This window comes from Nocardia sp. NPDC050435 (genome assembly GCF_040655395.1).
In the GTDB taxonomy this organism is placed as follows: Bacteria; Actinomycetota; Actinomycetes; order Mycobacteriales; family Mycobacteriaceae; genus Nocardia.
In genome coordinates this window covers 1-12,436 of sequence record NZ_JBFAJW010000020.1, presented here as the reverse complement: position 1 = coordinate 12,436, position 12,436 = coordinate 1, and the positions used below count along the sequence as shown (strand labels likewise).

The 12,436-nt window shown below is 68.1% G+C and carries 12 protein-coding genes; 1 reads left to right on the top strand and 11 read right to left on the bottom strand.

Annotated elements, in window-relative coordinates:
* Positions 1 to 65: 65 nt before the first annotated feature.
* From AB0I43_RS39520 to AB0I43_RS39490, 7 genes are all read right to left on the bottom strand, one after another.
* Positions 66 to 1,229, bottom strand: a complete 1,164-nt coding sequence (locus AB0I43_RS39520) for a hypothetical protein (RefSeq protein WP_357433959.1) — start codon at positions 1,227 to 1,229, stop codon at positions 66 to 68.
* A 254-nt stretch (positions 1,230 to 1,483) separates the two neighbouring features.
* On the bottom strand, positions 1,484 to 2,506 hold the full coding sequence (locus AB0I43_RS39515) for a hypothetical protein (protein WP_357433957.1): 1,023 nt from the start codon (positions 2,504 to 2,506) through the stop codon (positions 1,484 to 1,486).
* Positions 2,507 to 2,518: 12 nt separating this feature from the next.
* Positions 2,519 to 3,442, bottom strand: a complete 924-nt coding sequence (locus AB0I43_RS39510; RefSeq protein WP_357433955.1) for a hypothetical protein — start codon at positions 3,440 to 3,442, stop codon at positions 2,519 to 2,521.
* A gap of 127 nt (positions 3,443 to 3,569) precedes the next feature.
* Positions 3,570 to 4,505, bottom strand: a complete 936-nt coding sequence (locus AB0I43_RS39505) for a hypothetical protein (RefSeq protein WP_357433953.1) — start codon at positions 4,503 to 4,505, stop codon at positions 3,570 to 3,572.
* Complete coding sequence (locus tag AB0I43_RS39500) at positions 4,502 to 5,638, bottom strand: hypothetical protein (RefSeq protein ID WP_357433951.1); 1,137 nt, start codon at positions 5,636 to 5,638, stop codon at positions 4,502 to 4,504. The genes AB0I43_RS39505 and AB0I43_RS39500 overlap by 4 nt, the downstream gene beginning before the upstream one ends.
* Entirely contained in the window at positions 5,635 to 6,174 is a 540-nt protein-coding gene (locus AB0I43_RS39495; protein ID WP_357433949.1) for a hypothetical protein, read from the bottom strand. Before AB0I43_RS39495 ends, AB0I43_RS39500 begins: the two co-directional genes overlap by 4 nt.
* Complete coding sequence (locus tag AB0I43_RS39490; RefSeq protein WP_357433947.1) at positions 6,171 to 6,749, bottom strand: hypothetical protein; 579 nt, start codon at positions 6,747 to 6,749, stop codon at positions 6,171 to 6,173. The genes AB0I43_RS39495 and AB0I43_RS39490 overlap by 4 nt, the downstream gene beginning before the upstream one ends.
* A gap of 317 nt (positions 6,750 to 7,066) precedes the next feature.
* On the opposite strand from AB0I43_RS39490, the gene AB0I43_RS39485 reads away from it, so the two are divergent.
* On the top strand, positions 7,067 to 7,609 hold the full coding sequence (locus AB0I43_RS39485) for a hypothetical protein (protein ID WP_357433945.1): 543 nt from the start codon (positions 7,067 to 7,069) through the stop codon (positions 7,607 to 7,609).
* Positions 7,610 to 7,708: 99 nt separating this feature from the next.
* Here AB0I43_RS39485 and AB0I43_RS39480 read toward each other — a convergent pair whose 3' ends face one another.
* The 4 genes from AB0I43_RS39480 to AB0I43_RS39465 form a co-directional block, all read right to left on the bottom strand.
* The gene (locus tag AB0I43_RS39480; RefSeq protein WP_357433943.1) at positions 7,709 to 8,815 is read right to left on the bottom strand and encodes a C40 family peptidase; all 1,107 of its coding nucleotides are present in this window, start codon (positions 8,813 to 8,815) and stop codon (positions 7,709 to 7,711) included.
* A 125-nt stretch (positions 8,816 to 8,940) separates the two neighbouring features.
* Positions 8,941 to 9,480 carry a hypothetical protein gene (locus AB0I43_RS39475; RefSeq protein WP_357433941.1) on the bottom strand — a complete coding sequence of 180 codons (540 nt, stop codon included), beginning with the start codon at positions 9,478 to 9,480 and terminating at the stop codon, positions 8,941 to 8,943.
* A gap of 200 nt (positions 9,481 to 9,680) precedes the next feature.
* Entirely contained in the window at positions 9,681 to 11,399 is a 1,719-nt protein-coding gene (locus AB0I43_RS39470; RefSeq protein ID WP_357433938.1) for a hypothetical protein, read from the bottom strand.
* On the bottom strand, positions 11,396 to 12,436 hold a 1,041-nt coding region (locus AB0I43_RS39465; protein WP_357433936.1), incomplete at its 5' end, for an SCO6880 family protein. The genes AB0I43_RS39470 and AB0I43_RS39465, both read right to left, overlap by 4 nt.

Here is a 12,436-nt window from a genome sequence, read left to right as displayed (position 1 = left end):
CCGTTCACCCGGCCTGGCGTCGTCGGCGGTGCTTCGGCCGCTCACAGGCGGAAGGTTCGGAGTGGTCATCGGTTCAGCTCCTCGCTCGGAAACAGGTGGGGTGAATGCGCCGGGGCCGGCGCGGGGTCTGGGGTTTGGCCGTCCCATCCCGGGGCGGGCTCGTCGGGTAGTGCGGCGTCGATGGCCGCGCCGATCTCGTGGCCGCTCGCGGTGGCCAGGCCCGGATCCGGGTCGTGGGCAGGGACGGGGTCGACGTCTATCGGGACCGAGTCGCGTCCGGCGCGGTAGGCGGCGCTGATCGCCGCGTCCTGGACTCCGGCCGACGCGGCGGAGCGGCGCGCCCCGCGCAGGAGGTTGTTCAGCTCCTCGAGGCGTTCGATCCGGGCGTGGGCGTAGTCGGGATCGGGATCCCAGGCTGCGTTCAGGCGGGCGTGCTGGGCGGCCAGGTCGTATACCTGGGCCAGCAGGTACGCGTGTCGGCTTTGCCGCTCGGCAAGGGCTGCGGCGGCGTCGACTGTGTTCTCTCGCAGCGGATTCGGTGCTCGCGTGGTCTGTCGATCGGTGCCGGGGTCGAGGTCACCTGTTAGTTCCTCGTGGTTCAACAAGGCGTCGGTGTCGGCGATCGTTTTCTCGACCGCGGTCATGTCCAGCAGCCGCAAATCCCGCGGGGCCCCGAGGGCGCGGTCGGCGGCACCGCGGGTTGTCTCGGTGCCGCTGTCGGGGACCGCCCGCAGATGGCGGCCAGGTGTCCTCGCGACGGTGTTGTCGGCGTTGGTGATCGCGCGTAGTTGCGGGCCGGGCAGCCACCAGCCGGCGCGGGCGGAGGGAGAGGAGAGGCCGCCGGTGTGGCCGGTGAGCTCGCGGGCTTGGTGCAGGGTGCGCCAGGCCAGCTCGTCGACGCCGGGCTGACCGGCCTCGCGCGCCTGGGCGAGATCGTCGTAGAGCGCGCGGGTGCGGTCGGGATCGATCTCCCACTGGGTCGCCTCGATGTCGAGCTGGCGCCACAGCCACCGCCAACGGACCTCGGGATGGTTTTCCCAGGGGTGGCTGATCTCGTAGGCGGCGGCGTTGCGTTCGGCGATCCGGTCCGGTGTGTCGGCTTCGGGCTCGATCTCACCCAGCAGATGGAATCGCGCGAACGCCGCGCGCAACTCGCGCTCGGTGTCGGAGGCCGCGTCGGCGTAATACGCCGGGTCCGTGAAGTCGCGGGGCGGGTCCTGCCAGCTCATCGCGGCGCTTCCCCGGCGGGCACGGCGCGGTGTTCAACAGCCGCGTCAATGACTTCACGACGGGCAGAAGGGGTTTCGCGGGATCGCGGGAGGTAGGTGTTGGACATCGTGACCTTGTCGGCAAGCCGCCCGCGGGAATGGTTTTCCTGCTGGGCGGTGGTTTGCTGATGTCCCCGATGGGTTGTTGCCTCCTGGACGGCTGGCACCTACAGCCGACGAGAAGACCTGCACGCGTGTGGGTCTCGGCTACGCGTTCAGGGGCCCGGGCCGGCTCCGAGCTCCGGTGTGGCGCCCTGCACGGTGAGATCGGTGTGTGTGGATGTGGCCGAGCGATCCGCCAACTCGGCAGCGGGTAGGGCGCTTTCGATCGCCTCGGCCGCGGCACGTCCTCCCTCGAGGTCTGCGACGGCGTGGTCGATGAAGTGGGCGCGGATGGCGGCGTAGGCGTCGGCGATCATGGCCTCCGGCGGCGGTGGCCCGGCCTGCGCACCGGTCCTCGCCTCGAAGTCGGCGACCCCGGGCGGGAGCGTCGCGGCTGGATCATCGGTCATGTAGCGGCGCATCTCGCCGACCAACCCCATTTCGTCGTGAGCGCTGACGTAGCTGATATGCAGGGCTTGCCAGCCGGCCGGGCTCGGGCCCCACCACCGCTCGCCTTCGGCGGCGGTGATCCCCGCGCCACGCGCCAGGGCGCTCGCGCGCTCATGGTGGGCGAGCATCCTGTTCCCGAATCGCCCGAGCTGAGCCGGGGTGAAAGTGATGCTCGAACGGCCCGTCGCCACCCGGTCCTGATAGGCCGCCACCAGGAACGACATACGTTGTAAATGCCACACATCCACGCTCATCTTGTCCGCCATGAACTGCTGGTAGGCGGTCGCGGCCGGGGTCGTTGCAGGCGCCGACTCGGGCATACGCGTCATGGGGTCGGTGCGGTGGCCGAGCTCTCGGATGTCCTCGATCCAGGCCGGCTCGAGCCCGGACTCGAGCGCGAGCTCTTCGGCGGTGTCGAGTTGGGCTTGCACCGCGTCCAGTTGGGCAGCCCATTCCTGGGTGGGTCCGATATCGGTGCCGTCGTAGCCGTCGGCCCCGAGTGCGGTGAGGCGGGTGTGCTCGGCGGCCCAGTGCTGGATTCGCCGTAACAGCTCGGCCTGCCACTTCGGGTCCGGCTGCCGGTCCGGTTGCTGGCGTGGTACCGAAAACAGCTGTGCCTGCAGCACTTCGACGCGGTTGTTGTCTGTGCCGATGATGGCGATCGGCTCGGTGGGCGCTTCGTCCATGCTGGGCTCCTCTCAGGGGTCCAGGCCCGGCGGCGTCGGCCCGGCGTCGGTGGATGGGTCGGTGGGATCGGCGGTGCCGAGTTCGGTCGCTTCGGTGCCGGGGTCGGCGGCCTCGATCGCTGAGCTGATCTCGGATCCCCCCGCGGCGGGTTCGAGGTTCGCCTCGCTGCCACGTATCGATAGGCTGGGGCCGAGGGCGTTGATCAGCTCGTCGGGGGTGGGCGGGGACTGCCCGCTCGCGGCGATCGCTGTGCGGGTGATGCCCGCCTCGCGCAACGGTTGCCCGAGCTGGGATTCGCGGTGCCAGATCGCGCCGTTGGCCGTCGTGTCCCAGCGATCGAGCAGGGCTGATTCGGCGCCGTCGAGGTAGTGGGTGGTCAGGGTCTTCACGACATAGTCCGAGTGCCCCCACAGGTATGTCTTCTCGTCAGGGCTCAGGTGCAGTGCGTAGGCGACCGCGCCGATCCGTTGGTGCAACGCGTCCAAGGTGCCTCGGTGATACATCCCCGAATTGCCTTCGGGGGCACCGAAACGCTCCACATAGGCGCGGTGCACGGCGGCCATGTTGTTGTAGCGATGCACCTGATCCAGCAGCCGATCGATCAGCTGACGCCGTTCGACGGTCTTCGTGCGCGGCAGCGGCTGGTTGCGCTGCCATCGTTTTCCCGTCTCTCCGCGCATCATCGCGGCGTCGACCGCGGGCGCTGGTACTCCGATCGCGGCGGCGGAGTCGGTGACGATCTCGCGCAGGTGGGTCAGTCCGAGGACCTGGCGCTGCCAATCCCATTCGTATCGGGCGTCACCGGTCAGCGCGTAACGGCTGTGATCCAGGCGTTGCTGCACGGCATGGCGGTCAGCGCTGAGGTTCTGGAGAGTTTTGAGCAGGTATTCCTGGATCGCGGCGATCGAAGGACGCCGTAGCTCGGGGTCATGCATGATCGCTGCCGGCCGCAGGAGCGTCGGTCGGGCCATGGCCAGACCGGTCTGTGCGGGTGTCGTCGTTCATCGTTGTCCTTTCCGCCTGATCGCGTGTGCGAGGGGGCTTGATCGCGGTCATTTCCAGTCACTCCGGATCGGGGCCGTGTGGCTCGACGTGGGTGCCGGGCTCGTTGCCTGGGCCGGGTTCGAGGTCCGGGCCGGTGTATTCGATGGCGCGGGGGTCTGTGCCGATTCCGGCGGCCTCGATCGCGCGCCCGATCGCCGTCCCCGCCTCGCTGGCGGGGATCGTCGTCGCGCCCGGGTCGCGCAGGTTCGGGGCTTCGAGTTCGGTGGGCCCGGTCCTCATCAGCTCCTCCGCGGTCGGGGGCAGCGCTCCAGCGGCCGCACTGACATCGACGCTGGCTCCGGCGCGATCGAGCACCTCGGCGGCCACGTGCTCGCCCATCACCGCGATCGCGGTCGTTCGCGCCTCCCACAGCTCGACCAGAGTGCGGTCGCCGAGACTGCGGTAGCCCGCGGCGAGGACGTTGATGTCGCGGTCGGCCTGGCCCCACAACCCGGCGCGCTCACCGGCGGTGAGGTCGAGCGCGAAAGCGAGCGCGCCGATGCGCTCGCGCAGCGCGCTCATCACCTCCCGGCAGAACAGCTCGGCACGCGAATCGGGTGGACCGAACCGCTCGACAAAAACCGTCCGTAGCGCGGCGATCTCGTTGAGGCGGGCGACCTGCCCGGACAATCCGGCCAGCAGGTCGGTGCGGTCGACACCGGCGGCGTCGGGCATCCTCTGGCCCGCTCGCCATTCCAATCCTTTGTCACCGAGATCGCGCACGTGATCGATCCACGCCTGCGGGACGCCGATCGCGGCGGCCTGTTCGGCGAAGGCTTGCGCGGCCAGGCTCTGGCCGCTCAGTTGCTCCTGCCAGGCCCGGGTAGAGCCGAGTCGTTCACTCTGCCAACCGAATTGCGCATTCTCGGCGGTTTCTTTCATCCGCACGTGCATGTTCTGCAGCGAACTGAGCAGTTCGCGGGCCAGCAGCGGATTCGGTATCGGCGCGCTCATGGCTGCGTTCCTGCCTCGATGCCCGCACCAGGGCTCAGCCCCGGTGCGGGTACCCCTGGTTCGGGGTCCAGCCCGATCCCGACCTCGCCGGTCAAGCCGGCGTCGTGGATGGCCTCGCCGATCCGGGCACCGGGTTCGCTGCTCGCGTCCTGCTCGCTACGGGTCGGGGCGTCGTGGTCGGCGTGGGCCAGGGTGGTCAGGTCCTCGATGAGACCGGCGACCGCGTGCAGGGAGGCGAGCAGGTCAGGGTCGGTGATGATCTCGGCGTCGACCACATCCAGCAGCGCTGCCGGAGCAGGTGCCTGCGGTGCGGCGCCGACGATTTCGGCGTCGATGATCTCCGGACCGGTGTTGCTGGCCTTGTGGCGGATCTCGGTGTCGAGATCGTCGAGGATGTCCTCGGCGTCCAGGCCGGTGTCGGCGGTGAAACGCTCGCGATAGGCCTGGGCGTGGGCGGCGTGATCGCCGGACAGATCGGCGGTGTACTCCGCGGCGGCGAACCCGGCGGCGGCCTTCATCGCCTCGGCGTCCACGCGCCCCGCGGCGCCCAGGTCGTCGGCAAAACCGGCAGCGCGACGCCGGATTTCGATCAGCATCTCCTTGTACTTGACATCGAGTTTGTGCACTTCGGCGCTCTGCTCGGCGCGGGTCTGGTAGCCCTGGATCTTCTCGGTGTGGACCTCGCTGTGTCGTTGCTGCTCGCGCAGGAATTCGGCGTCGCGGCGTGCCAGGTCGTGGTTGCCGCGCCGGATCTGCTCGCTTTTGACCTTCAGTTCCGCCTCGTGTTCGGCTTGGCCCCACTGTTTGCGGTTGTCGTAGCCCTCGACTTGGCGCTCGTGCAGCGTCTGCTTGCGTTGGCCGTCACCGAGTTTGAGTTTCTCGTCGAGTTCGAACAGGCGCTGGCCTTGCCACCGGCGGTCGCTGTAACCCTGCAACTTCGCCCATTGGATTTGCTGTTCGCGGATCCCGCGGTCGGCGGAGTCCTGCATACGCTGAAGATGTTCGGTCGCCGACCGGGCCTCCCCGGCCCGGCGCTGCAAGAAGTTGGCCGCCATCGCACCGGTCTGGAACGCTTGGATGAAGCCTTGACGGACCGCCTGACCGCCTTCTTCGACCGGGTCGCCGCCGCTCATCCCAGCACCTCGATCCCGCTCAACCGCCACGCCGTAGCGCGGTCGGTACGGCCGGCGGTGACGTAGGCGGTGAAGGTCAGGGGCGCGCTCGCGTCGCTGGGCCGTAGCTTCAGGGCCATGACGCGATGGACCTCGGTGCCGGTGTCGACCGGGTGGTCATCACCGGTGAGGCGGACCTCGGCGTCCACCGAGACCGCGGCGCTCTGCCACTGCTGCCAGGTCGCGACGGTGATGGGCAGGATCACCGGGGCCGCCGACCTCCCGCGCGCGGCGTAGTCGGGTGTCAGCAACGGCGCGGCGGCGGTGAACGCCACCTGCTGGTCGGATTCGGTGGCCGGGGTGTAGGAGAACATCGCCACCAGCGCGGCGACCAGCACCGCTTCCGCGGAGCAGGGATCGACCGCGGTGAACGGCGGCACGAATCGTGGCGCTGTGCAGGATGTCTCGACGGCTACGGGCGCGGGCTGGTCTCGCACGCAACCGGCGATCCCTCCGACGCCGACGACGAACAGGGCGCTGGCGATGCGGTGGTTCATGTCGGGATCCGGCGCGCGAGTTGTAGGTCGGTCAGCCCGAGGTTGGGGTGCCAGTCCACCGCGGTGGTGTCCGCGCAGGCGGCCATGGCCGGGTTGCCCGCCGGGTCGGCGAGGATCTCCAGGCTCAGCCCGAGGCCGTAGGCGTGGCGGTGCAGGCGCTCGTGCAGGGCGCGGCGCCGCCGGTCCATGACCAAGCGCAGCGTCGCTGCCTCGGCCCCCCATTCCAGGCGAGCCCGACCAGCGATCCAGATCGCGTGGCGCGCGACAGCGTCTATCGCATCCAGGGTGGTCACGACCCGCACATCCGGCAGGTCAGCAAAACGCCGGCGCCAGACCACGCGACCGTCGGGGCGGCAGATCGCGGCCTGCTCGCTGGTGGCCGCGCACGACAGCAGCAGCTGCGGGCCCCGCGCGCTCCGCGCGGCCAGCTCGGCGCGGGCCCGCGCGCGCTCGAGGTTGTCCTGGTGCTCGAATGCGCGCTGACGGGCCGGATGGCTGATGATCGCCGCCATTGCTGCGAGAATGGTTGGCGCGTCCAGCTTTTCATGCAATGCTGGTGCGAGCGAGAGCGTCATAACAGCCCCTTCCTGAGATGGCCGTGGATGTCTGCGAAGCCGCCGCTAGCCCGTGTCCGGGCCGCTGGAATCGGTCCGGTCAAACGACGGCCGGTGGTTGCACCCCGCCCGGCTCGGGGGTGGGTTCTTGTAGGTTCTCGTCCTTGTTTGCGGCGGCCCCGGCGGTGAGCTGGGCGGATCGTGTTGTTTGCCATCGGTTTTGCGTCGCGGTTTCTCATTGGTTTGCGGTCCGCGGGGTGAGCAAAGTAGGTGCGGCGTCTGCCAGGCAGTCGATGAGCAATCGGTCTTCGCCGTGGTCGGTTGTGAGAGGCTTTGGCGTGATTTCGGTGCAGATGAATGACGCAGCGGCCGACGCCCTGGGCGCGCATACGGCGCGCATTGTTGCTGGTGCGCTCGACGGATTGCTTCCTGAGTTGCGCGAGCTGGCGCAAGCTGGTGTCGTGCGCTGTGGTGAGGTTGTTGTATTTGCCGATCAGGTCGACCGCGCTTCGCGGTCGTTGGGCAACTTCTTCGATCTGGCCCAATGGGAGGTCGACATCAGCACCTTCCATCTGGATGATCTGGTGCCTGTGGCCAAGGACGTCCGGGATGAGCTGGGAGTGCCGGTGATTTCCGAGGTTGATCAGCGTTGGATGTTGGTTCAGGGCTTCATGCTGGCGCTGCACATCGCTCGATGTGGGCACGTGCTGGACGACCCTGTCGAGCTTCGGTGCATCGTCGCTACGAACAGCAGCAGTGGAACCTTCCGGTTCCATCGAGTTCGGACCGGCGAGCAGTGGCACAGCTCGGACCTGGACGGCTACGCCGACGCCGAAAAAGAGAAGGTGATTGTGGTGGAAACCGTTGCCAGGCTTCGGTGATTTAGACGCGACGTAGCCTCGCCGCAGGGTTCTCACCGATCTTGCGTAAACGCAAGACCAACGCAAAACCAATGAGAAGACGCAATTAAGCATGGGAACCTACAGTTCTGGCGGGGAGTAGCGCCGGACCGCCAATTCCTCGCCGTCCCACGCTGATAGCGGTGTGATGGTGACGGTTTGCCCTGTTTGCGGGGCATGCAGGAGCAGGTCCCGGCCTTGCTCGTCGCGCCCGTAATAGATCCCGACATGATGGGAGTCGCGGTCGCCCGGGGCGGTCATGAAGATCAGGTCGCCCGGTGCGCGCTCGGCGAAGGGCACGATCGTCGCGGTGGGGTGGTCTTGCTGGGCTTGGGTGTAGTGCGGCAACAGGATTCGGCCACCGGAGGCGTGGAAGGTCGCATACAACGTGAGGCCCGAGCAATCGAATCCGCCTTTGGTGGGCCCGGTTTGGTCTCCCCCGCCCCACACATACGGCGTGCCGATCCAGCGTTGGGCGGCATCGATCACCGCCTGACCGAACGGGCCCGCCGGAGTAACCGGGGCACCCGAACCGGTGGAGCCACACCCGCCCGGCAACTCCCCTGCCTGTGGCGCGGGCATCGTGGCCGGGGCGATGTCGGCGAACATCGCGTACACCTGCCGGGCGAGCTCCATTTGGCCGGCGTAGGCATTCGGTGCCGACCGCTCCACCGCCTGAGCCAGCTGCGGCGGTGTCATCTGGTCCGCACCAGACAATTTCGCTGCTTGGTCGTAGAACCAGTTGATCTGATAGATCGGGTCCATCAGCGTCGCGAGACCGACCGAGCCCCAGACACTGACGCGCATCTGGTGTGGGCCGACCGAGTCGTGGTCGTGGCCCACCCCGTCGTTGGCGTAGGACAGTGATTCCGGCACATTGGAGTTCGCGAGATTGCGGAAGGTGCTCTCGGTGGCTTGGGCGACCAGTTCGGCCAGGATCACCGTTTCGCTCGCCCCGCGCTGTTTGCCGATCGCGACACCGTTGCGCGCCAACTCCAGCTGTCGTGCGTTCAACCCCGTCGCGCCGGGCTCTGGCACCTGCTCGGGTGATTCCCCGGTCGCTCCCGGTGCGAGGGTGCTCGCGCAGGAGGCGGCTGGTTCGGTACCGACGAAGACCACGAGCAGCATCAGGATCAGCGCCAGTGGCAGCGTCAACGCGCCGACCGCCAGGGTTTTCGAGGAGTTCATCGGTACTCATGCCAGGACTTCCCGCAGGCCAAGGCATACCAGCGCCCGCGAGCCGGATACGAGCGGATTGGGGTCCATCGGGACCTCGCTTTCTAGGTTGGTTTGCGGAGTGGCTTCCTAGGCGCCTAGGCCAAGTCAGGACCGAGGGTGGTGGGATCGGTTCCCGGCTGCGTGATGTCGGGCGCGGGGTAATCGAGTTGCACCTGATCCGAGGCGGCTCCGCTTAGTGCGGCACCGATGGCCGCAGCGATCTCTGTCGGCTTCTGGCCCGACTCGGTGCCCTCAGCGGGATCGGGGTCGTTGCCTAGTGCGCGCATCGGATCGGCCCTCGCGGTGGCATCCACGGCCGGAGCGGAGGTGACGGTGCCGCCGGCGGCGATGACCACCTCGTCGACCCGCGCGCGCACGTCCTCGGCGAACGGTTGGCAGACCCACTTAGGGTCTCCGCGGGTGGTCAGAACGATCGGCCCCATCCACCCGTCCGGGTCGCGGTGGCCGAGAGCGGTGAGGATCGGTTCGCTGAGGGGGTTCGGTTCCGATCCTGCGTGGGTGTACCAGATCTGGATCGGATCAATGCCGGCAGAGGCCAGGCTCATGCTGTCTACGTCGACGGCGTCCATCATGGCTTCGATGTCACCGCGGCCGTAGACCGCTGTGCGGTCCATCCCCAGCACCACGAAATCAGCGGGTTCGTTCATCGGATTCCTTCCATGTCGCGGGCGAAGTACGAGCAGGTGGCCGTGTGGGCTGGAGGGCCACCCCGCAACCCGATGTAGGTGAGAACGCGGTCTCGACGCACTGAGGTCGCGTGGCCGCTAGGATGGGCAAAGAAGCTGAGTGACTTACGTTTTGCAGTCGCCGCCGGTCAGAGATCATGCGCATCCGCTTCGGTTTCGGTGTCGAAGGTGAAGCGCCGGTTCGTGTTATGGATGTCGGCATCGCGCTCACTCGGGGTGAAAACCATGCGGAACGGGATTCCGGGTTCACCGCTTTCTCCGGTCTTGAGCAGAAAGCAACCAGTCCCGGGTGGAGCTTCCCGCGCCGAGGTGGTGTCGTCGTCGCTGGGCGGGCGCGGCGCGGCCCAGGAGGTGACCAGCAATTTCTCGGTTTCGGTGATGCCGACCGCGCGCCGGATCCGCTCGATTTCCTCCGGCCCGACCGGGCCGATGATTTTCGCGCGGGCGCGTTCGAAGAATCCGAGCGCTTTAGCCTGGGAGGCAACGGATTCGAACGCTGTCAGGTCCTTGACGGTGTGGCTGCACATGATCAACCCCGCCCCCAGCGGACGATTGAGGCGGGTCAGAGCGTCGACGCGATCGACCATGTACTCCCCGACACCGAGCACGCGCCAGATCTCATCCATCACGACCTCGTAGAGGCGCGCGGGCCCAAGCCCGGCATCAGCGAGGGCATGAGCCGCGGCGATCGCGCCGAACCCCTGAGACCAGCACACCATCAGCACCGCAGCCAGGAGTTTGTTGTCGCCTTCGGGGATCCGGGAGACATCAACACAGATCGCTGGGCTGTCCAAGTTCAACGCTGTGGTGGTGTGGCCGTCGAAGATCGCGCCCATCGGGCCCTCGACGAGCGCGCGCAGGGAACGGCGCAAGGTTTTCGTGCTCGCCCGGTAGGCCGGGGTGTCGTCCTCTTCGGCGAACTGACGCAGCTGCTCGCCGCCGTCGGAGATCACCGCCAGCAGATCCGAGAGCAGCGGCGGATGCTCAGCGTCGAATTCGCTTGTTTCGCTGTAGAGTTCGCGCAGGCCCGCCGCGATGAGCGTCTCTTCGTAGTCGGCGACCCGTGCGCCGCGCACGATCTCGATCAGGCCCGCGACGATGTTGACCTGGCCGGCTTCGACTCGGGCGGCGACTTGGCGGCGCTGATCAGGGTCGGATAGACGGTCCAGGACTGATCCCAGTGCACCGACGTCGAGGGGATTGAGGCAGCCGAAGCCGTAGCCGATGTCGATGGCTTGCCCGCCTAAGCGCACGACGAGATCGCGGTAGTCGGGTTTGGTGTCGCCCATGCACAACACGGTTTCCCCGGCCGCGACCGCGCCGGTGACGATGCGCCGGATCAGCGAGGACTTCCCGAAACCATTCAGTGCCAGCACATACAGGATCGGGGCCGTCATGAACCCACGCAGAAACCACGACATCGGATCGAAATGCACCGGCGCGCCGGTGATGTAGTGGACCCCGACCGGGGTTCCGACGATCGGGGAGCTGGCCCCGATCGCGAAGGGCCACAGCCCGGCGACCTGGACGGTGGTGGCACGCCACTCCGGGGTCGAGGCCACCGCCGCGGCGCGGCCTCCACCGGGTCCGGCGTAGCCGCGGGCGGTGAGCTTGGCCAGTTTTCTCACGAAGCCACCGTCGCGGGCCAGATCGGCCAGCCGGTGTTCGGCGTTGGCCCGCCGGTGATCATCGCTGGAAAGCGCCAACCGTGCTCGTGCTCCCCGCCACCCTGGGCGGGTGGAGTCGGCTTCGACCTGTGCTCGCACCTGCGCGGTGAGCACTCGGATTCCGGCGACGGTCTGTGTTCTCGGCGCGCGTCGCCGGGTGCGGCGGTTCGGTGTGTTCATGCCGAAACTCGCTTGGTGACCGAGGCGTGCTCGGGCAGGATCAGTCCGATTCCCAGCGAGGCGGCGAAGCTCGCGGCTTGGGAGCCGTAGCAGCGCCGCACATCCAGCCGTGCTGCCGCCGACATGCCCTGCACGCTGGCTTCGATACCGGGCATGTCCGCGTCCACGGTGTCGGTGACGGTGATCAGGACACCGAACCTTGTCAGCCCGGCGCCTTGGGCGTGTTCCTGACGGGCGGCGTTGGTGTTGCCGACTCGCAGAGACGCTGAGGCGGAGGCGATTCCGCGTTCGGTTTGTTCGGCGGCGAGGGCGTCGCGGAAGTCTGAGTCGACGAGTTTGGTGGCTTCGGCCGCCGAGTGCAGGCGGTAGACGATCGCGACGCGTTTGCGCGGGACGTCCGCGCGGGGCCGCAGGAGTTCCTCGAGGCCGGTTTCGGTGACCGCGCCCCGGGGTGCGCCGTCCATTTCCCAGGTGATCGAGCGGGCACCGTCGTGCAGGTAGTGGTCCCAGCGGTCCTCATGCGCCAAAGGCCCTGCCTTGTCCCAGGATTGGGTGTCGGCCAGCGCCGGGCCGGCGGCCTCGATATCGCGTTGGGCGGCCAGGTCGTAGCGGGCACGCACGAGCCCGATCACCTCCCACGCGTGCAGTGGTGTCGCTGGCAGTCCGGCACGCGCGAGCTGGGACAGCACTCCTTGCAGGCGCTGGCCGATCTCGCGGGCTTGTTCTTCGGGGTCGCGGCGGATGCGGCCTTTGCCGATCGCGCGGTAGGTCAGGGTGATGCGGGCTTCGATGCGTGCGCCGGTGCCGCCGCTGTCGGCGGCGGCCTCGCGCATCACCGCGGCCGCGAAGTCCGGGGCGACCGGGCGCACGAGCCGCGCCACTTCGCGGCGCTGCTTGAGCCGGGTCTCCACGACGCTTTCCAGCACTGCGGTCACCGCGATCACCTCACCGCCACGGCTCTGGGCGGCCAGGAACTGGCCGTAACCCTCCACCCACGAATCGATCTGGGCCTGGTCGACGAGCTCTTTGCCGCGGGG